Consider the following 19,402-nt stretch of genomic DNA (forward strand, 5'->3'; position numbering starts at 1 on the left):
TACATACGGACGAGTAGCACTGTCCGGTAACGGGGTGCGTGCGCGCCCCGCACACGTCGCGGCGAGGAGAACCCCTCAATGACCGCACCACACGGCACACCGAAGGTCTCGGAGCGCGAAGCGCGCCGGGTCGCCGAAGCCGCGCGCGAGCAGGACTGGCGCAAACCGAGCTTCGCGAAGGAACTCTTCCTCGGGCGCTTCCGGCTCGACCTCATCCACCCGCATCCGCTGCCCGCCACGGACGACGTGGACCGTGGCGAGGCGTTCCTAGCCAAGCTGCGGGACTTCTGCGAGACGAAGATCGACGGCGCCCTCATCGAGCGCGAGTCCCAGATCCCCGACGAGGTGATCAACGGGCTCAAGGAGCTCGGTGCCCTCGGGATGAAGATCGACACCAAGTACGGCGGCCTCGGCCTCACCCAGGTGTACTACAACAAGGCGCTCGCCCTTGCCGGTTCCGCCAGCCCCGCGATCGGCGCGCTGCTCTCGGCGCATCAGTCGATCGGCGTACCGCAGCCGCTGAAGCTCTTCGGCACCCAGGAGCAGCGGGACACGTTCCTGCCGCGCTGCGCCCGTACCGACATCTCCGCCTTCCTGCTCACCGAGCCCGACGTCGGCTCCGACCCGGCCCGGCTCGCCACCTCGGCGGTCCCGGACGGCGACGACGCGTACGTGCTCGACGGGGTGAAGCTCTGGACCACCAACGGCGTCGTCGCGGACCTGCTGGTCGTGATGGCCCGGGTGCCGAAGTCCGAGGGGCACAAGGGCGGCATCACGGCCTTCGTCGTCGAGGCCGACTCGCCCGGCGTCACCGTGGAGAACCGCAACGCCTTCATGGGCCTGCGCGGCATCGAGAACGGCGTGACCCGCTTCCACCAGGTCCGCGTCCCCGCCTCGCACCGGATCGGCCCCGAGGGCGCCGGTCTGAAGATCGCCCTGACCACGCTCAACACCGGTCGCCTCTCGCTGCCCGCGATGTGCGTCGGCGCGGGCAAATGGTGTCTGAAGATCGCCCGCGAGTGGTCGGCGGCGCGCGAGCAGTGGGGCAAGCCCATCGCCCAGCACGAGGCCGTGGGCAGCAAGATCTCGTTCATCGCGGCCACCACCTTCGCCCTGGAGGCGGTGCTGGACCTCTCCTCGCAGATGGCCGACGAGGACCGCAACGACATCCGCATCGAGGCCGCGCTCGCCAAGCTGTACGGGTCGGAGATGGCCTGGCTGATGGCGGACGAGCTGGTCCAGATCCGCGGCGGGCGCGGCTTCGAGACCGCCGACTCGCTGGCCGCCCGCGGCGAGCGGGCCGTACCGGCCGAGCAGATCCTGCGTGATCTGCGCATCAACCGGATCTTCGAGGGCTCCACCGAGATCATGCACCTCCTGATCGCCCGGGAGGCCGTCGACGCCCATCTGTCCGTCGCGGGGGACCTGATCGACCCCGACAAGAAGCTGCCCGAGAAGGCGAAGGCAGGCGCGGGCGCCGCCGCCTTCTACGCCCGCTGGCTGCCCAAACTGCTCTCCGGTCCCGGCCAACTCCCCAACTCCTACCAGGAGTTCGGCGACCTGGCCCAGCACCTTCGGTACGTGGAGCGGTCCGCCCGCAAGCTGGCCCGCTCCACGTTCTACGCGATGTCGCGCTGGCAGGGCCGGATGGAGACCAAGCAGGGCTTCCTCGGCCGGATCGTGGACATCGGCGCCGAGCTGTTCGCGATGAGCGCCGCCTGCGTACGGGCGGAGCTGATGCGCACCACCGGCGAGCACGGCCGCGAGGCGCACCAGCTGGCCGACGTCTTCTGCCGCCAGGCCCGGATCCGGGTGGACGAGCTCTTCGAGCGGCTCTGGGCCAACACCGACGACCTGGACCGCAAGGTCGTCACCGGCGTCCTGGCCGGTTCGTACACCTGGCTGGAGGAGGGCGTCGTCGACCCCTCCGGCGACGGCCCGTGGATCGCGGACGCGACACCCGGACCGGCGAAACGGGACAACGTCCACCGCCCGATCCGCTGAATCCGCCGGGCAGTTGGGACACCGGAGGGGCCCCGCTCCCCGGTGTCCCGGCGGCCCCCGGACAGCGCCGCGCGGGCCCGGCACGGGGGAGTGCTGTCCCGGCGCACAGCCGATGCGGCAAGAATGGGGGCATGAGCGACAGCCCAGCCCCCCTCGCCGACCCGCACATCGCCTTCGATCCCGCCGAAGGCCGCCGGGACATCGTCGTCCTCGGCTCCACCGGGTCCATCGGCACCCAGGCCATCGACCTGGTGCTGCGCAACCCCGACCGGTTCCGCGTCACCGCGCTCGCCGCGTCGGGCGGACGGGTCGCGCTCCTGGCCGAACAGGCGCGCCGGCTGCGCGTCCGCACGGTCGCGGTCGCCCGGCCGGACGCGGTGCCCGCGCTGCGCGAGGCGCTGAAGGAGGAGTACGGCGCCGAGCCGCTCCCGGAGATCCTCGCCGGACCCGACGCGGCCACCGAGCTCGCCGGCTCCGACTGCCACACCGTCCTCAACGGCATCACCGGCTCGATCGGCCTCGCGCCCACCCTGGCCGCCCTGACGGCGGGCCGCACCCTGGCGCTCGCCAACAAGGAGTCGCTGATCGTCGGCGGCCCGCTGGTGAAGGCGCTGGCGAAGCCCGGCCAGATCATCCCGGTCGACTCCGAGCACGCCGCCCTCTTCCAGGCCCTGGCCGCCGGCACCCGCGCCGACGTACGGAAGCTGGTGGTCACCGCCTCCGGCGGCCCCTTCCGCGGCCGTACGCGCGCCGAGCTCGCCGATGTGACCCCCCAGGACGCGCTGGCCCACCCCACCTGGGCCATGGGCCCGGTGATCACCGTGAACTCGGCCACCCTGGTCAACAAGGGCCTCGAAGTCATCGAGGCGCACCTGCTGTACGACATCCCCTTCGACCGGATCGAGGTCGTCGTGCACCCGCAGTCGTACGTCCACTCCATGGTCGAGTTCACCGACGGCTCCACGCTCGCCCAGGCCACCCCGCCCGATATGCGCGGCCCGATCGCCATCGGCATCGGCTGGCCCGAGCGGGTGCCCGACGCGGCCCCGGCCTTCGACTGGACCAAGGCGTCGAGCTGGGAGTTCTTCCCGCTCGACACCGAGGCCTTCCCCTCGGTCGGACTCGCCCGGCACGTGGGGGAGCTGGGCGGAACGGCGCCGGCGGTGTTCAATGCCGCGAACGAGGAGTGCGTGGACGCTTTCCTCGCGGGACGGCTGCCTTTCAACGGAATCATGGATACGGTCACAGAGGTCGTCGCCGAGCACGGCACCCCCGCCGAGGGAACTTCCCTTACGGTCTCGGACGTCCTGGAAGCGGAGACCTGGGCACGGGCCCGGGCCCGTGAACTAGCGGTGAAGGCGACAGCGGAGGCGCGCGCATGACGATTTTGATGACGGTTCTCGGCATAGTCGTCTTCGTGGTCGGCCTGCTCGTCTCGATCGCGTGGCACGAACTGGGCCACCTCTCCACGGCCAAGATGTTCGGCATCCGGGTGCCGCAGTACATGGTCGGCTTCGGCCCGACCATCTGGTCGCGGAAGAAGGGCGACACCGAGTACGGCATCAAGGCGGTCCCGCTCGGCGGATACATCCGCATGATCGGCATGTTCCCGCCCGGCGAGGACGGGCGGATCACCGCGCGCTCCACCTCGCCCTGGCGCGGCATGATCGAGGACGCCCGCTCGGCCGCCTTCGAGGAGCTCCAGCCCGGCGACGAGACGCGGCTCTTCTACACGCGCAAGCCGTGGAAGCGCGTGATCGTGATGTTCGCCGGGCCGTTCATGAACCTGATCCTCGCCGTGGCGATCTTCTTCGGCGTGATGATGACGTTCGGCGTCAACACCCAGACCACCCAGGTGGGCAAGGTCTCCGACTGCGTGATCTCGCAGAAGGAGCAGCGCGACAGCTGCAAGGCCTCCGACCCGGTCGCCCCGGCCAAGCAGGCCGGTCTGAAGGCCGGTGACAAGATCGTCGCGTTCAACGGCGAGAAGGTCGGCGACTGGTCGGCGCTGCAGAAGCACATCCGCGACACCATCGGCCCCGCCACCATCACGGTCCAGCGCGACGGCAAGCCGCTCGACCTGCACGCCAGCCTGATCAAGAACGATGTCGCCAAGATCGACGGCTCCGGCAACTACACCTCCGGCACCACCTCGGCGGGCTTCCTCGGCTTCAGCCCCGCCACCGGCATCATCCAGCAGTCCTTCGGCGAGTCCGTGGACCGCATGGGCGACATGATGCGCTCGGGCGTGAAGTCGCTGATCGCGATCCCCTCCAAGGTCCCGGACCTGTGGAACGCGGCCTTCAACGGCGAGGACCGCAAGGCCGACTCCCCGATGGGCGTCGTCGGCGCGGCCCGGGTCGGCGGCGAGGTGTTCACCCTGGACATCCCGCCGGAGAACCAGATCGCGATGATGCTGTTCCTGGTCGCGGGCTTCAACCTCTCCCTCTTCCTCTTCAACATGCTGCCGCTGCTGCCACTGGACGGCGGGCACATCGCGGGCGCCCTGTGGGAGTCGCTGCGCCGCACGGTCGCGCGCGTCTTCAAGCGCCCCGACCCGGGCCCGTTCGACGTGGCGAAGCTGATGCCGGTCGCGTACGTGGTGGCCGGGATCTTCATCTGCTTCACGCTGCTCGTGCTGGTCGCGGACGTGGTGAACCCGGTGAAGATCTCCTGACGCTCGTACGTGAGTGTGGGCGGCCCGGGGCGCATGGAGCGCCCCGGGCCGCCCCTTCGCGTGAACTCTTGGGGCACGGTGTGCTCGGGTGCCCCCGCGTGACGTAACCTCGAAGGCTGGAGCCCGCCGATCTCGGGACCTGATCCACACCTTGATCCATACGTTGGGGTTGCACAGCAGATGACTGCGATTTCACTGGGAATGCCGTCCGTACCGACCAGGCTGGCCGAGCGCCGCAAGAGCCGCCAGATCCAGGTCGGGTCCGTGGCGGTCGGCGGGGATGCTCCTGTGTCGGTGCAGTCGATGACGACGACGCGGACGTCGGACATCGGGGCGACGTTGCAGCAGATCGCGGAGTTGACGGCGTCGGGCTGTCAGATTGTGCGGGTGGCCTGCCCCACGCAGGATGATGCGGATGCGTTGGCGGTGATCGCGAAGAAGTCGCAGATCCCGGTGATCGCGGATATTCATTTCCAGCCGAAGTATGTGTTCGCGGCGATTGACGCGGGGTGTGCGGCGGTGCGGGTGAATCCGGGCAACATCAAGCAGTTCGATGACAAGGTGAAGGAGATCGCGCGGGCGGCGAAGGACGCGGGGACGCCGATTCGTATCGGTGTGAACGCGGGGTCGCTGGATGCGCGTCTGCTGAAGAAGTACGGGAAGGCGACGCCGGAGGCGTTGGTGGAGTCGGCGCTGTGGGAGGCGTCGCTCTTCGAGGAGCATGATTTCCGGGAGATCAAGATCTCGGTGAAGCACAACGATCCGGTGGTGATGGTCGAGGCCTACCGTCAGCTGGCGGCGCAGTGTGACTATCCGCTGCATCTGGGTGTGACGGAGGCGGGTCCGGCGTTCCAGGGGACGATCAAGTCTGCGGTGGCGTTCGGTGCGCTGTTGAGTCAGGGGATCGGGGACACGATCCGGGTTTCGCTGTCGGCGCCGCCGGCGGAGGAGATCAAGGTGGGGATGCAGATTCTGGAGTCGTTGAATCTGCGTCAGCGTCGTCTGGAGATTGTGTCGTGTCCGTCGTGTGGTCGGGCGCAGGTGGATGTGTACAAGTTGGCGGAGGAGGTCACGGCGGGTCTGGAGGGCATGGAGGTGCCTTTGCGGGTCGCGGTGATGGGGTGTGTGGTGAACGGGCCGGGTGAGGCGCGTGAGGCGGATCTGGGTGTGGCCTCGGGTAATGGCAAGGGGCAGATCTTCGTGAAGGGTGAGGTGATCAAGACGGTTCCCGAGTCGAAGATCGTCGAGACGCTGATCGAAGAGGCGATGAAGATCGCGGACCAGATGGAGCGGGATGGGGTGGCGTCGGGAGAGCCGCAGGTGTCTGTGGCGGGTTGATTCCCCCACCCCGCCCGTTCCCTTAACCCTCCGGGGGTGGGTGGGTGGGGGGTGAGGGTGGTTTCCCGGGGGCTACGCCCCCGGACCCCGGGCGGGGCTGCGCCCCTGCACCCGCTTGCGGGGCCTGCGGCCCCTGCGCCCCGCTCACGGGGTCTCCGCCCCCGATACCCCCCGCTGGGGCTGCGCCCCGCTCCCGGCACGGGGGTGGGTGGGTTACGTGAGTGGCGCCCCCGCTCCCGCTTCGGGGCTCCGCCCCGGACCCCGCTCCTCAAACGCCGGAGGGGCTGAATGTGCCCGGCCCCAGCTCCTCACACGTCGGAAGCGCTGGATTTGCTCGGGCCCCGCTCCTCACACGTCGGAGGAGTTGGATTTGCCCGGGCCCCGCTCCTCGCACGCCGGAGGAGCTGGATTTTGCCCCGGCCCCGCTCCTCACACGTCGGAGGCGCTGGATTTGCTCGGGCCCAGTTCCTCGCCCGCCGGAGGCGCTGAATGTGCCCGAGCCCCGTTCTGCCTTGAGGGGCGCGGGGAACTGCGCGACCAGCCCCCACCGGCCCGCAGACAAACACCGGGCCGAACAGGGGCGCGGGGAACTGCGCGAGCAACCACAACCGACCCGCAGACAAACACCGGGCCGAGAAGGCGCGCGGCCAGCCACCCACGGTCCGCGGACGAACACCGGGCCAAGAGGGGGCGCGGCCAGCCCCCACCCGCCCGCACACGAAGCACCCCCCCCGGCAGGGACAGGGCAGGGACAGGGCAGGGAAGGGCAGGGCGGCGCCCGGGACCTCCCGGCGGGTACAGTGCGGAGATCAGCAGACCGTATGGTGAGGCCCCACGTGTTGACGCAGACCACCACCCGGGTCCTCGAACCCGGTGACCTCGGCGCGGCGCTCGCCGTCCTGGAGAGCGATCCGGTCGCCAACGCCTTCGTGGCCTCGCGAGTGCAGGTCGCGGGCCTCGACCCGTGGCGGCTCGGCGGCGAGATGTGGGGCTGGTACGCCGGCGGCAAACTGCGCTCGCTCTGCTACTCCGGCGCCAACCTCGTTCCCATCTGCGCCACCCCCGAAGCCATCCGCGCCTTCGCGGACCGGGCCCGCCGCACCGGCCGCCGCTGCTCCTCCATCGTCGGCCCGGCCGAGCCGACCGCCCTGCTCTGGAAGCTCCTGGAGCCGCAGTGGGGCCCGGCCCGCGACGTCCGCCCGAATCAGCCGCTGATGGTCACCGAGCGGATGCCCGACGACATGGTCCCCGACCCGTACGTCCGCCGGATCCGCAAGGACGAGATGGATGTGATCATGCCCGCGTGCGTGGCCATGTTCACCGAGGAGGTCGGCGTCTCCCCGATGGCGGGCGACGGCGGGCTGCTCTACCAGGCACGCGTCGCCGAACTCGTCGGCGCCGGGCGCTCGTTCGCCCGCGTCGAGGACGGCAAGGTCGTCTTCAAGGCCGAGATCGGCGCGGCCACCTCGCGCGCGTGCCAGATCCAGGGCGTCTGGGTCGCCCCCGAGTACCGGGGCCGGGGCCTGTCCGTCACCGGCATGGCCGCCGTCCTGCGGTACGCCCTCGCCGACGTGGCCCCCGTCGTCAGCCTCTACGTGAACGACTTCAACACGGCGGCACGCGCCTGCTACCGCCGCGTCGGCTTCCGTGAGACGGGGGCTTTCATGAGCGTGCTCTTCTGACAGTAGGGTGCGGCCATGGCACCTTCCTTTGGGGCCGGTCCCCAGACCCCCGAGGTGGCGGTCGGACCGCTCGACCTCGCCGCCCGCGTGGACGAGGCCCTCGCCGTGCAGGCGGTCGCCTTCGGGCTCAGCCCGGAAGAGGTCGGCGTGCGCCGCCACATCGTGCTGCGCCACCTCGCCTGCCCCGGCGCGCGCGCCCTGGGCGCCACCACCCCCGACGGACGGCTCGTCGGCTTCGTGTACGGGATGCCCAACGACCGCGTGCACTGGTGGTCCACGGTCGTCGAACCGTATCTGCGCCACAACGGCACCGACGCCTGGCTCGACGACTCCTTCGTGATCACCGAGCTCCATGTCCACCCCTCCCACCAGGGCCGGGGCGTCGGCCGCGAGCTCATCACCCGGATCACCGACAGCGCGGCCCAGCCGAGGTCGATCCTCTCCGCGATCGACACGGAGAGCCCGGCGCGGGCGCTCTACCGGGCGCTGGGGTATCTGGACCTCGCCGGGCAGGTCCACTTCCCGAGCGCGCCGAGGCCGTACGCGGTCATGGGAGCGCATCTGCCGCTGCGGCGACCGTAAACCGATTTCCACGCGCGCGTGGCGCGCGGATAACCTCCTGACACCACCCGTGTACGTACAGGAGAGAACCCCATGGCAGCCGCCCAGGTCCAGCGCATGTCCCGTCTGATGGTCAAGACATTGCGCGACGACCCGGCGGACGCGGAGACGCTCAGCCACAAGCTGCTGGTCCGGGCCGGATACGTACGGCGCAACGCGGCCGGTATCTGGACCTGGCTGCCGCTCGGCAAGAAGGTCCTCGACAACATCTCCAACATCGTGCGCGAGGAGATGGACGCCATCGGCGCCCAGGAGGTGCTGCTGCCGGCCCTGCTTCCCAAGGAGGCGTACGAGGCGAGCGGGCGCTGGGAGGAGTACGGCGACCTGCTGTTCCGGCTCAAGGACCGCAAGGGCGCGGACTATCTGCTCGGGCCCACCCACGAGGAGATCTTCACCCAGACCGTCAAGGACCAGTGCACGTCCTACAAGGACCTGCCGGTGATGCTCTACCAGATCCAGACCAAGTACCGGGACGAGGCGCGGCCCCGTTCGGGCGTGCTGCGCGGGCGCGAGTTCCAGATGAAGGACTCGTACTCGTTCGACACGACGGACGAGGGCCTGGCCGAGTCGTACGCGCTGCACCGCGAGGCGTACCGGAAGATCTTCGCCCGGCTCGGACTCGACTACCGGATCGTCTCGGCGGTGTCGGGCGCTATGGGCGGCTCGGCGTCGGAGGAGTTCCTGGCTCCGGCCGCCGCCGGTGAGGACACCTTCGTGGACTGCCCGGCGTGCGAGTACGCGGCGAACACGGAAGCGGTGACCTTCGTGGCCTCGCCCGTGGATGCCTCCGGCGTCGGACCGGTCGAGGAGCTGGACACGCCGGACACCCCCACGATCGAGTCCCTGGCGGCCCACCTGGGCGTCCCGGCCTCCGCCACCCTCAAGAACCTGCTGGTCAAGGTGGACGGCGAGATCGTGGCGGTCGGGGTCCCCGGCGACCGCGAGGTGGACCTGGGCAAGCTGGGCGAGCACCTGGCGCCGGCGGTCGTCGAGCTGGTCACCGCCGAGGACTTCGTGGACCGGCCCGATCTCGTACGCGGCTACGTCGGCCCGCAGGGCCTGGGCAAGGTCCGCTACATCGCCGACCCCCGGGTGGCGCCGGGCACGGCGTGGGTGACGGGCGCGAACCGGCCGGACACGCATGCGCGCAACGTGGTCTGCGGGCGGGACTTCGACGTCGACGACTACCTCGACGTGGTCGTCGTCCAGGAGGGCGATCCGTGCCCCGCGTGCGGCGCGGGCCTCCGGCTCGACCGGGCGATCGAGATCGGGCACATCTTCCAGCTGGGCCGGAAGTACGCGGACACGTTCCAGCTCGATGTGCTCGGCCAGCAGGGCAAGCCGGTGCGGGTGACCATGGGCTCGTACGGGATCGGCGTCTCGCGTGCCGTGGCCGCGCTGGCCGAGCAGACGGCCGACTCGCAGGGGCTGTGCTGGCCGGCGGAGGTCGCGCCCGCGGACGTCCACGTCGTGGCGGCGGGCAAGGCGCTCCAGACCGAGGTGGCGCTTGACGCGGCCGCGCAGTTGGCCGCGGCGGGGCTGCGGGTGCTGGTGGACGACCGGGCGGGGGTGTCGCCCGGGGTCAAGTTCACGGACGCGGAGCTGTTGGGCGTGCCGAAGATTCTGGTGGCGGGGCGGCGGGCCGCGGAGGGTGTCCTGGAGCTGAAGGACCGGCGTACGGGGGAGCGGGAGGAGCTGCCTCTGGCGGAGGCGGTCGCGCGCCTGCGGGGTTAGCCCCCACGCTGGTCGCGCAGTTCCCCGCGACCCTTAGGCGGCAGCCGGAGGGCTGGAGGTGCCGCTTTTAGGGGCGCGGGGAACTGCGCGACCAGCCCCCACCCACCCGCAGGCAAACCCCGCCCCCCTACAACCACCCCGCGAACTCCAGCAGCAACTCCGACTCCTGGGCGCGGCCCGCCGCTCGTGCGCGCAACCCCGACTCCACCGCTCGGAACAGGGTCCAGCCGTGCAGGCGGGCCGGGTCGACGTCCAGTGCGTCGGCCAGTTTGTTCACCCGGCGCCGCGCCAGCGACGCGCCGCTCGGGGCCGCGATCAGGTCCTCGACCCGGTCGCGGACCAGGCGGGCCAGGTCGTAGGCCCGTTCGCCCACCAGCGGCTCCGGGCCCACCGTCAGCCACGGCGAACGCTCGCCCGAAAGCACCTTGCTCTGGCGGAAGTTGCCGTGGAGGAGGAAGTGCTCCGAAGAGGAGGCCGTGAGCGTGTCCCGAGCCGTCAGGGCCGCCTCGGCCAGCGCGGCCACGTCGTCCGGCAACACACCCCGCATCGGGGTCGCCTGACGTTCCGTCCGTTCGGCGACGGACTCGAAGGGGTGGGCGGCAGGCGGCTCCACCCACAGGCGGCGCAGCGTTCCCGCCGCCTCCAGGAGCGCCTTCGCCTCCGGGAGCGAGCGCAACGACACCTCGGGGTGCAGGCGTTCCAGGAGGAGGGAGTCGGCGGCGTCCGTGTCCAGGAGTTGCGCCGTGCCCCAGCCGTTCCAGTGCCGCAGGGCCGTCCGCTCCAGCTCCGGCCGCGCCTCGGCGGGGGCCAGCTTCAGGGCCGCCGGGGTGCCGTCCTGCTGCCGTACGAGCAGGACCAGGCTGCTGCGGCCGCCGGGTGCCTGCACCCGGTCCACCGTGAGCCCGCGCCCCGCGACCGCCGCGTCGGCGAGCTCGGGCAGCTGCCCGAGCCAGCGCGCCGCGACGTCGTCCCCGTACGTCTCGCCGAGCGCGCGTACCAGCCGCTCAGGCGGTTCAAAAGCCATGCGTGCGTCGTCCCTTGGTCAGCTACCGGTCGGGCCCGGACGTTCGGCGAGCCCCGGAAAGGCTACGCTGCCGCCCCGCCACCTCCCCGCCCGCACCGCCGCCTCCCGCAGCGCGGCCGCGGCCTCCCGGCGCAGCGGCCCCTCGGCCGCCCGGACGAGATCGGAGTAGACCTCGGCCACCCGGTCCTCCAGCTCCGCCGCCAGTCGCACCGCGGCCGCCGCGTCCGGCACCGGGAACGGCAGCTTGTACGCGGGCGCCGACGCGACCGGCGCGGCGCCCAGGTCGCGCACGGTCCGGGTGAGCGCGTCGCGGCGGGCGCGGTGGGCCGCGTACGCCTCCCGGGCCTCGGCCCCGCGCGGCTCGGTGACCCGGCCGCCCAGCACCCCGTACCCGTACACCGCCGCGTGCTCCGCCGCCAGCGCGGCCTGGGCCGCTTCCAGAGCCGACATCAGCTGCCGCCCTCCCGCCGGGTCAGGAGGTACGCGTGGACCGCGCCCGCCGCCGCGACCGAGGCCAGCAGCCGGGCGAGTTCCGGGGGCGCCCCGGTGAGCGCCGCCGTGTGGGCGTCGGAGACCTGGCGCGCCGTCGCCGCCAGCTCCCGCAACGCCTCGGAGGGGTCGTCGGGGACGGCGGCGGGGAGTGCGGAGGATGGCGCGGAGGGCTGCTGTGCGTGGCCGGCCGCGAGCGCCGTCGCGTGCTGGGCCGCCTCCTCGCGCAAGGGGGCGAGCCGGTCCCGTACCAACGGATGGCGTACCGACACCGCCTGGTAGCGGTCGCGCAGCGCGGCGCTCGCGGCCGAGGTGCGCAGGCGCAGGGCGGCCTCGGCCCGCGCCGCGCGGGCCCGCTCCGCCGCGCCGCGGTCGGCGTCCGGCGCCGTACTGTCCGAGCAGGCGGCCAGGAGCCCGGCCGCGGCGGCCGCGCCGGTCGCCGCGAGGGCGGCTCTGCGAGAGGTCAGCGTCCTGGTCGCCGGCACGTCGGTCTCCCCTGTGGGCTCCGGGCCCGGGGGCCGCCAAGTGATCACCGCAGGCGAGCGTACCCGCGCCCCGCTCCAGGTGGACGGCAACACCCCCCGGGACCGGATACCCTTTGACCTGACGGCGCAGACGTATGCCGTACGCGACGATCCCACAACAGCACACGCGGCCGAGGAGTCACCCGGATGAGCACGACCCAGAGCGAGAGGCTGCGCGGACTGCTGGAACCGCTCGTCAGCGCGAAGGATCTCGATCTTGAGGAGATCGAGGTGTCCCGGGCCGGCCGCCGCCGCATGCTGCGGATCGTCGTCGACTCCGACGAGGGCGTGGAGCTGGACACCTGTGCCGAGCTGAGCCGCGACATCTCCGACGCGCTCGACGAGAGCGACGTCATGGGTGACGAGGAGTACGTCCTCGAAGTCACCTCGCCCGGCGCCGAGCGCCCGCTCTCCGAGCCGCGCCACTATGTGCGCGCCACCGGGCGGCTCGCCCGGTTCACCCTCGCCGAGGGCGAAGAGCTGGTCGCGCGCATCCTGAACGCCGACGAGGACGGGCTCGACCTTGAGGTGCCGGGTGTGAAGGGCCGCAAGGCCACCGCCCGCCGGGTCGCGTTCACCGACATCGTCAAGGCGCGCGTCGAAATCGAGTTCAACCGCAAGGACAAGAAGGAAGAGGAGGCGTAGCCATGGACATCGACATGAGTGCCCTGCGGGGTTTGGTACGGGAGAAGGAGATCTCCTTCGACCTGCTGGTCGAGGCCATCGAGTCGGCCCTCCTCATCGCCTACCACCGCACCGAGGGAAGCTTCCGCCGCGCGCGCGTCAAGCTCGACCGCGAGAACGGTCATGTGACCGTGTGGGCGAAGGAAGACCCGGCCGACCTGGAAGAGGGCCAGGAGGCCAAGGAGTTCGACGACACCCCGACCGGTTTCGGCCGGATCGCCGCCACCACCGCCAAGCAGGTCATCCTGCAGCGGCTGCGCGACGCCGAGGACGACATCACCTTCGGTGAGTTCGCCGGGCGCGAGGGCGATGTGATCACGGGCGTCGTCCAGCAGGGCAAGGACCCCAAGAACGTCCTGGTCGACATCGGCAAGATGGAGGCCATGCTCCCGGTGCAGGAGCAGGTCCCGGGCGAGGACTACACGCACGGACTGCGCCTTCGTACGTACGTCGTACGGGTGGCGAAGGGCGTGCGCGGTCCGTCCGTGACGCTGTCGCGGACCCACCCCAACCTGGTGAAGAAGCTCTTCGCGCTGGAGGTCCCGGAGATCGCGGACGGCTCGGTGGAGATCACCGCCATCGCCCGTGAGGCCGGTCACCGCACGAAGATCGCCGTCCGTTCGACGCGCTCGGGGATCAACCCGAAGGGCGCCTGCATCGGCCCGATGGGCAGCCGGGTGCGCAATGTCATGGCCGAGCTGCACGGCGAGAAGATCGACATCGTCGACTGGTCGGAGGACCCGGCCGAGATGGTGGCGAACGCGCTCTCCCCGGCCCGGGTCTCCCGGGTCGAGGTCGTGGACTTCGCGGCCCGCTCCGCACGGGTGACCGTGCCCGACTACCAGCTCTCCCTCGCCATCGGCAAGGAGGGCCAGAACGCCCGGCTCGCCGCGCGGCTCACCGGCTGGCGCATCGACATCAGGCCGGACACGGAGCAGCCCGCCGAGCAGGACTGAACAGACGGCCACGGGGTCCGGGAATAGGCCGGGCCCCGCTGCCGTTGCCGTCATGGCGATCTTTTAGGACAACGGCCGTTCGATTTTTGCCCCAAAGGGGTGAGGTCGGTACGGGGAGGTAGACTTAAACGTGTCTGGCCGGACGCATGCCCGCGCATGCCCTGAGCGCACCTGTGTGGGGTGCCGGGAGCGAGCGGCCAAGACCGATTTGCTGCGCATCGTGGAGGTCGAGGGCGTTTGCGTCCCCGATCCTCGCGGTACGCTGCCCGGCCGGGGTGCGTACGTTCACCCCGCCTCGGTCTGTCTCGACCTGGCGGTCCGTCGCCGGGCGCTCTCCCGGGCCTTCAAGGCCAAGGAGCAGCTGGACAGCGAGGCCGTGCGTCAGCACGTCGAGCAGGCAGCACCGTAAGAAGTACGGCACGGAACACCGTGCGGTCAGGTACCTCGCGAGTTGGAAGTAGGTCGAGATTGCGATGAGCACTCGATGAGTACGCGATGAGTACGCCCATGAAGTAGCGACGGTCCGGCGGTAACCCGGACCTAAAAGGAGCGAAGTGGCTAAGGTCCGGGTATACGAACTCGCCAAGGAGTTCGGGGTTGAGAGCAAGGTCGTCATGGCCAAGCTCCAAGAACTCGGTGAATTCGTCCGTTCGGCGTCCTCGACGATCGAGGCGCCGGTTGTACGCAAGCTGACCGACGCTTTGCAGGGGCCCGGTGGCAACGCCGGCAAGTCCGCTGCCAAGCCGAGCGCGCCCCGCAAGGCGACGCCTGCCAAGCCCGCCGCGCCCTCCCCGGCGCAGGCGGCACGTCCCGCTGCCCCCAAGCCCGGCGCCCCGGCCCCCAAGCCGGCCGCCGCCGAGGCCCCCAAGAGCAGCAGCACCCCGTCCGCGGCGCCGGCCTCCGGCCCGCGTCCGGGTCCCAAGCCCGCGGCGGCCAAGCCCGCCCCGGCGGCTCCGGTCCCCGCGGCCGAGTTCTCGGCTCCGGCGGCTCAGGCCCCCGCGCCGCAGCAGCAGCAGGCCCCGCGTCCCGCGAGCGCCACTCCCGGCCCGCGTCCGGCCGCCCGTCCCGCCGCCTCCGGCGGTCAGGGCGAGCGTGGCGGCGAGCGTCAGGGCGGCGGCGAGCGTCAGGGTGCCCGTCCGGGTGCCCCGCGTCCGCAGGGCCAGGGCGCCCCGCGTCCGGGCGGTGCCCGTCCGGCCGGTCCGCGTCCCGGCAACAACCCCTTCACCTCCGGCGGCTCCACCGGCATGGCGCGCCCGCAGGCGCCCCGTCCCGGCGGCGGCGCTCCCCGACCGGCCGGTGGCCACGGCGGCGCCGGTGCCCCCGGTGGTGCCCCGCGTCCGCAGGGTGGCCCCGGTGGCGCTCCGCGTCCGCAGGGCCAGGGTGCTCCCCGGCCGACCCCGGGCGGTATGCCCCGGCCGCAGGGCGGCGCCCCGCGTCCGGGCGGTGCCCCGGGCGGTAACCGTCCGAACCCCGGCATGATGCCGCAGCGTCCCGCTGCGGGCCCGCGTCCCGGTGGCGGTCCCGGCGGTGGCCGTGGTCCCGGTGGCCCCGGTGGCCGTCCGGGCGGCGGCGCCGGCCGTCCTGCGGGCGGCGGCTTCGCCGGCCGTCCGGCAGGTCCCGGCGGCGGCGGTCGTCCCGGTGGCGGCGGTGGCTTCGGCGGCCGTCCCGGCGGTGGCGGTGGCGCTCCCGGTGGTGGCGGCGGCTTCGGCGGCGGTCGTCCCGGCTTCGCCGGTCGTCCCGGCGGCCCCGGTGGCCGTGGCGGCACGCAGGGTGCCTTCGGCCGTCCCGGCGGGCCCGCCCGTCGCGGTCGCAAGTCGAAGCGTCAGAGGCGCCAGGAGTACGAGGCCATGCAGGCCCCGTCGGTCGGCGGCGTGATGCTGCCCCGCGGCAACGGCGAGACCGTTCGCCTGTCGCGCGGTGCGTCCCTCACCGACTTCGCGGAGAAGATCAACGCCAACCCGGCGTCGCTCGTCGCCGTGATGATGAACCTCGGCGAGATGGTCACTGCCACGCAGTCCGTCTCCGACGAGACGCTGCACCTGCTGGCCGGCGAGATGAACTACACGGTTCAGATCGTCAGCCCGGAGGAGGAGGACCGCGAGCTCCTGGAGTCCTTCGACATCGAGTTCGGCGAGGACGAGGGCGGCGAGGAGTACCTCGTGGCGCGTCCGCCGGTCGTCACCGTCATGGGTCACGTCGACCACGGAAAGACCCGACTGCTCGACGCGATCCGCAAGACGAACGTCGTGGCGGGCGAGGCCGGTGGCATCACCCAGCACATCGGTGCCTACCAGGTCGGTACCGAGGTCAACGGTGAAGAGCGCAAGATCACCTTCATCGACACCCCCGGTCACGAGGCGTTCACCGCCATGCGTGCCCGTGGTGCCAAGTCGACCGACATCGCGATCCTCGTGGTCGCGGCCAACGACGGCGTCATGCCGCAGACGATCGAGGCGCTCAACCACGCCAAGGCCGCCGGCGTCCCGATCGTCGTCGCGGTCAACAAGATCGACGTCGAGGGTGCGGACCCGGTCAAGGTCCGCGGTCAGCTGACCGAGTTCGGTCTGGTGGCCGAGGAGTACGGCGGCGACACCATGTTCGTCGACATCTCCGCCAAGCAGGGTCTGCACATCGACTCCCTGCTGGAGGCCGTCGTCCTCACCGCCGACGCCTCGCTCGACCTGCGGGCCAACCCGGAGCAGGACGCGCAGGGTATTGCGATCGAGGCCCACCTCGACCGCGGTCGCGGCGCCGTCGCCACCGTCCTCGTCCAGCGCGGTACCCTCCGCGTCGGCGACACGATGGTCGCCGGTGACGCCTACGGCCGAGTGCGCGCCATGCTCGACGACAAGGGCGAGAACGTGGAAGAGGCGGGTCCGTCGACTCCGGTCCTCGTCCTCGGTCTCACCAACGTCCCGGGCGCCGGCGACAACTTCCTGGTCGTCGACGAGGACCGTACGGCCCGTCAGATCGCCGAGAAGCGCGCCGCCCGTGAGCGCAACGCGGCGTTCGCCAAGCGCACCCGCCGGGTGTCCCTTGAGGACCTCGACCAGGTGCTCAAGGCCGGTCTGGTCCAGGACCTCAACATCATCATCAAGGGCGACGCGTCCGGTGCGGTGGAGGCTCTTGAGTCCTCGCTGCTCCAGCTCGACGTCGGTGAAGAGGTCGACATCCGCATCCTGCACCGCGGTGTGGGTGCGGTCACCGAGTCCGACATCGACCTGGCGATGGGCTCCGACGCCATCGTCATCGGCTACAACGTCCGTGCGGCCGGCCGTGCCGCGCAGATGGCGGAGCGCGAGGGCGTCGACGTCCGCTACTACTCGGTGATCTACCAGGCCATCGAGGAGATCGAGGCGGCCCTCAAGGGTCTGCTCAAGCCGGAGTACGAGGAGGTCGAGCTCGGCACCGCGGAGATCCGCGAGGTCTTCCGCTCGTCCAAGCTCGGCAACATCGCGGGTGTGCTCATCCGCTCCGGCGAGGTCAAGCGGAACACGAAGGCCCGCCTCCTCCGGGACGGCAAGGTCATCGCGGAGAGCCTCAACATCGAGGGTCTGCGCCGCTTCAAGGACGACGTCACCGAGATCCGCGAAGGCTTCGAGGGCGGTATCAACCTCGGAAACTTCAACGACATCAAGATCGACGACGTCATCGCGACGTACGAGATGCGCGAGAAGCCGCGCGGCTGATCGTCGTATTGAGTCGGGGCCGGTCGACGGAGCTTATTTCCGTCGATCGGCCCCGGCCGTTGCGTGTACGGTTCTGGTGTCCCCGCCAAGTCGTTGGCGGGGTCATCTACCCCGGACCGGCGGGATATCCGGACACATATGTATGTGGGGACGCTGTCCTTCGATCTGCTCCTCGGCGACGTACGGTCGCTGAAGGAAAAACGCTCCGTCGTCCGGCCGATCGTCGCCGAACTCCAGCGCAAGTACGCGGTGAGCGCGGCGGAAGTCGGCGGCCAGGACCTCCATCGCAGGGCCGAGATCGGCCTGGCGGTGGTCTCCGGCGACACGGGGCACCTCACAGACGTACTCGACCGGTGCGAGCGCATGGTCGCCGCCCGGCCCGAGGTGGAGCTGCTGTCGGTACGACGCAGGCTTCACAGTGACGAAGACTGAAACCTGAGCTTGAGCAAGGCAAAGAAGGAGAAGGACCAGTGGCCGACAATGCGCGGGCGAAGAAGCTGGCGGACCTCATCCGGGAGGTGGTCGCCCAGAAGCTGCAGCGCGGCGTCAAGGACCCGCGCCTCGGTACGCACGTGACCATCACGGACACCAGGGTCACCGGCGACCTGCGGGAGGCCACGGTCTTCTACACGGTCTACGGCGACGACGAGGACCGGGCCAGCGCGGCCGCCGGCCTGGAGAGCGCCAAGGGCGTCCTGCGCTCCGCGGTCGGGGCCGCCGCCGGCACCAAGTTCACGCCGACCCTGACGTTCGTGGCGGACGCCCTCCCGGAGAACGCCAAGACGATCGAGGACCTCCTCGACAAGGCGCGGGCCTCGGACGCCGCGGTGCGCGAGGTCTCCTCGGGCGCCAAGTACGCCGGCGACGCCGACCCGTACAAGAAGCCCGGTGACGAGGACGAGGACGACGAGGGTACCGCCGCCGAATGAGCCAGAACCGGACGCCGGACGGACTTGTCATCGTGGACAAGCCGTCCGGCTTCACTTCGCACGACGTCGTGGCCAAGATGCGCGGGATCGCGAAGACCCGCCGGGTCGGCCACGCGGGCACGCTCGACCCGATGGCGACGGGCGTGCTCGTCCTGGGCGTCGAGCGCGCCACCAAGCTGCTCGGGCACCTCGCCCTGACCGAGAAGGAGTACCTCGGTACGATCCGGCTCGGCCAGGACACGGTCACCGACGACGCCGAGGGCGAGATCACCTCGTCCACCGACGCCTCGAAGGTGACCCGCGAGGGCATCGACGCCGGTGTCGCGGCGCTGAGCGGCGACATCATGCAGGTCCCGTCGAAGGTCTCGGCCATCAAGATCGACGGCAAGCGCTCCTACGCGCGCGTGCGCGGCGGCGAGGAGTTCGAGATCCCGGCCCGGCCGGTGACGGTCTCCTCGTTCCGGGTGTACGACGTGCGCGAGGCGGTGGCCGAGGACGGCACCCCCGTCGTCGACCTGGTCGTCTCCGTGGTCTGCTCCTCCGGTACGTACATCCGCGCCCTCGCCCGTGACCTAGGCGCCGGGCTCGGCGTCGGCGGGCATCTGACGGCGCTGCGGCGCACCCGGGTCGGCCCTTACGGCCTGGACGCGGCGCGCACGCTCGACCAGCTCCAGGAGGAGCTGACGGTGATGCCGGTCGCCGAGGCGGCCGCCGTCGCGTTCGCCCGCTGGGACGTCGACGAGCGGCGCGGGGGGCTCCTGCTGAACGGGGTGCGCCTGGACATGCCCGAGGCGTACGGCAACGGCAAGCCGGTCGCCGTCTACGGGCCGGGCGAGCGCCTCCTCGCGCTGGTCGAGAGCCAGCGCGGCAAGGCGAAGAGCCTGGCGGTGTTCGGCTAGGGCCTGTCCGGCGGATCTGGTCGCCTGCGAAGGGTGCGGCCGGGACTCGTCCCGGGTTTTCAAACGTGTGGCGGGCTCCTTGCGAGCCCGCCACAGGTGTTTTCACCCTTGCGTGCAGGCGCTCGTAGTGAAAGAGGGGTGCACTGGGGGGC

Annotated in this window: 17 protein-coding genes; 14 read left to right on the forward strand and 3 right to left on the reverse strand. The window is 71.2% G+C overall.

Translation table 11 applies throughout. The features are described 5' to 3' along the window. Nucleotides 1–78: 78 nt before the first annotated feature. The 7 genes from OG965_RS29180 to OG965_RS29210 all read left to right on the forward strand — a co-directional run bounded on the left by OG965_RS29180 (nt 79) and on the right by OG965_RS29210 (nt 10,056). On the forward strand, nt 79–2,004 hold the full coding sequence (locus OG965_RS29180) for an acyl-CoA dehydrogenase family protein (RefSeq protein WP_371655011.1): 1,926 nt from the start codon (nt 79–81) through the stop codon (nt 2,002–2,004). 131 nt (nt 2,005–2,135) lie between these two features. After that, nucleotides 2,136–3,386 carry a 1-deoxy-D-xylulose-5-phosphate reductoisomerase gene (dxr, locus tag OG965_RS29185; protein WP_371655012.1) on the forward strand — a complete coding sequence of 417 codons (1,251 nt, stop codon included), beginning with the start codon at nt 2,136–2,138 and terminating at the stop codon, nt 3,384–3,386. Further along, entirely contained in the window at nt 3,383–4,681 is a 1,299-nt protein-coding gene (locus OG965_RS29190) for an RIP metalloprotease (RefSeq protein WP_371655013.1), read from the forward strand. The genes dxr and OG965_RS29190 overlap by 4 nt, the downstream gene beginning before the upstream one ends. Nucleotides 4,682–4,861: 180 nt before the next feature. Beyond that, nucleotides 4,862–6,019 carry a flavodoxin-dependent (E)-4-hydroxy-3-methylbut-2-enyl-diphosphate synthase gene (gene ispG, locus OG965_RS29195; RefSeq protein WP_371655014.1) on the forward strand — a complete coding sequence of 386 codons (1,158 nt, stop codon included), beginning with the start codon at nt 4,862–4,864 and terminating at the stop codon, nt 6,017–6,019. A gap of 839 nt (nt 6,020–6,858) precedes the next feature. Beyond that, nucleotides 6,859–7,701: a GNAT family N-acetyltransferase gene (locus OG965_RS29200; RefSeq protein ID WP_371655015.1), complete on the forward strand. Its 843-nt coding sequence runs from the start codon at nt 6,859–6,861 to the stop codon at nt 7,699–7,701. A 15-nt stretch (nt 7,702–7,716) separates the two neighbouring features. Continuing rightward, on the forward strand, nt 7,717–8,283 hold the full coding sequence (locus OG965_RS29205) for a GNAT family N-acetyltransferase (protein WP_371655016.1): 567 nt from the start codon (nt 7,717–7,719) through the stop codon (nt 8,281–8,283). Nucleotides 8,284–8,355: 72 nt separating this feature from the next. Continuing rightward, entirely contained in the window at nt 8,356–10,056 is a 1,701-nt protein-coding gene (locus tag OG965_RS29210; RefSeq protein WP_371655017.1) for a proline--tRNA ligase, read from the forward strand. 127 nt (nt 10,057–10,183) lie between these two features. Here OG965_RS29210 and OG965_RS29215 read toward each other — a convergent pair whose 3' ends face one another. From OG965_RS29215 to OG965_RS29225, 3 genes are read right to left on the reverse strand one after another with little or no spacing between them, the layout of a single operon-like run. After that, the gene (locus tag OG965_RS29215) at nt 10,184–11,080 is read right to left on the reverse strand and encodes an aminoglycoside phosphotransferase family protein (RefSeq protein ID WP_371655018.1); all 897 of its coding nucleotides are present in this window, start codon (nt 11,078–11,080) and stop codon (nt 10,184–10,186) included. A gap of 18 nt (nt 11,081–11,098) precedes the next feature. Beyond that, nucleotides 11,099–11,530 (reverse strand): ferritin-like domain-containing protein, encoded by a 432-nt coding sequence (locus OG965_RS29220; protein ID WP_371655019.1) that lies wholly within the window; start codon nt 11,528–11,530, stop codon nt 11,099–11,101. Continuing rightward, on the reverse strand, nt 11,530–12,054 hold the full coding sequence (locus OG965_RS29225; RefSeq protein ID WP_371655020.1) for a hypothetical protein: 525 nt from the start codon (nt 12,052–12,054) through the stop codon (nt 11,530–11,532). Before OG965_RS29225 ends, OG965_RS29220 begins: the two co-directional genes overlap by 1 nt. Before the next feature lie 186 nt (nt 12,055–12,240). Between OG965_RS29225 and rimP the strand changes: the two genes are divergently transcribed. The 7 genes from rimP (at nt 12,241) to truB (ending at nt 19,250) form a co-directional block, all read left to right on the forward strand. Beyond that, nucleotides 12,241–12,738, forward strand: a complete 498-nt coding sequence (gene rimP, locus OG965_RS29230) for a ribosome maturation factor RimP (protein ID WP_371655021.1) — start codon at nt 12,241–12,243, stop codon at nt 12,736–12,738. A 2-nt stretch (nt 12,739–12,740) separates the two neighbouring features. Then, nucleotides 12,741–13,733 carry a transcription termination factor NusA gene (nusA, locus tag OG965_RS29235; RefSeq protein ID WP_371655022.1) on the forward strand — a complete coding sequence of 331 codons (993 nt, stop codon included), beginning with the start codon at nt 12,741–12,743 and terminating at the stop codon, nt 13,731–13,733. 130 nt (nt 13,734–13,863) lie between these two features. Next, nucleotides 13,864–14,142: a YlxR family protein gene (locus OG965_RS29240; protein WP_371655023.1), complete on the forward strand. Its 279-nt coding sequence runs from the start codon at nt 13,864–13,866 to the stop codon at nt 14,140–14,142. A 145-nt stretch (nt 14,143–14,287) separates the two neighbouring features. After that, the gene (infB, locus tag OG965_RS29245) at nt 14,288–17,422 is read left to right on the forward strand and encodes a translation initiation factor IF-2 (RefSeq protein ID WP_371655024.1); all 3,135 of its coding nucleotides are present in this window, start codon (nt 14,288–14,290) and stop codon (nt 17,420–17,422) included. 138 nt (nt 17,423–17,560) lie between these two features. Then, nucleotides 17,561–17,854, forward strand: a complete 294-nt coding sequence (locus tag OG965_RS29250) for a DUF503 domain-containing protein (protein ID WP_283141210.1) — start codon at nt 17,561–17,563, stop codon at nt 17,852–17,854. Nucleotides 17,855–17,892: 38 nt separating this feature from the next. Beyond that, nucleotides 17,893–18,351, forward strand: coding sequence for a 30S ribosome-binding factor RbfA (rbfA, locus tag OG965_RS29255; protein ID WP_371655025.1), 459 nt, complete (start codon nt 17,893–17,895; stop codon nt 18,349–18,351). Continuing rightward, nucleotides 18,348–19,250 carry a tRNA pseudouridine(55) synthase TruB gene (gene truB / locus OG965_RS29260; protein ID WP_371655026.1) on the forward strand — a complete coding sequence of 301 codons (903 nt, stop codon included), beginning with the start codon at nt 18,348–18,350 and terminating at the stop codon, nt 19,248–19,250. Before rbfA ends, truB begins: the two co-directional genes overlap by 4 nt. Nucleotides 19,251–19,402 lie beyond the last annotated feature (152 nt).

Origin of the sequence: Streptomyces sp. NBC_00224 (assembly GCF_041435195.1) — a bacterium.
GTDB lineage: Bacteria > Actinomycetota > Actinomycetes > Streptomycetales > Streptomycetaceae > Streptomyces.

Coding starts and splice junctions, on each gene's coding strand:
- dxr (WP_371655012.1), top strand. CDS start 2,136: ATGAGCGACAGCCCAGCCCCCCTCGCCGACCCGCACATCGCCTTCGAT.
- OG965_RS29205 (WP_371655016.1), top strand. CDS start 7,717: ATGGCACCTTCCTTTGGGGCCGGTCCCCAGACCCCCGAGGTGGCGGTC.
- OG965_RS29180 (WP_371655011.1), top strand. CDS start 79: ATGACCGCACCACACGGCACACCGAAGGTCTCGGAGCGCGAAGCGCGC.
- ispG (WP_371655014.1), top strand. CDS start 4,862: ATGACTGCGATTTCACTGGGAATGCCGTCCGTACCGACCAGGCTGGCC.
- OG965_RS29250 (WP_283141210.1), top strand. CDS start 17,561: ATGTATGTGGGGACGCTGTCCTTCGATCTGCTCCTCGGCGACGTACGG.
- OG965_RS29190 (WP_371655013.1), top strand. CDS start 3,383: ATGACGATTTTGATGACGGTTCTCGGCATAGTCGTCTTCGTGGTCGGC.
- nusA (WP_371655022.1), top strand. CDS start 12,741: ATGGACATCGACATGAGTGCCCTGCGGGGTTTGGTACGGGAGAAGGAG.
- OG965_RS29215 (WP_371655018.1), bottom strand. CDS start 11,080: ATGGCTTTTGAACCGCCTGAGCGGCTGGTACGCGCGCTCGGCGAGACG.
- OG965_RS29210 (WP_371655017.1), top strand. CDS start 8,356: ATGGCAGCCGCCCAGGTCCAGCGCATGTCCCGTCTGATGGTCAAGACA.
- OG965_RS29220 (WP_371655019.1), bottom strand. CDS start 11,530: ATGTCGGCTCTGGAAGCGGCCCAGGCCGCGCTGGCGGCGGAGCACGCG.
- rimP (WP_371655021.1), top strand. CDS start 12,241: ATGAGCACGACCCAGAGCGAGAGGCTGCGCGGACTGCTGGAACCGCTC.
- truB (WP_371655026.1), top strand. CDS start 18,348: ATGAGCCAGAACCGGACGCCGGACGGACTTGTCATCGTGGACAAGCCG.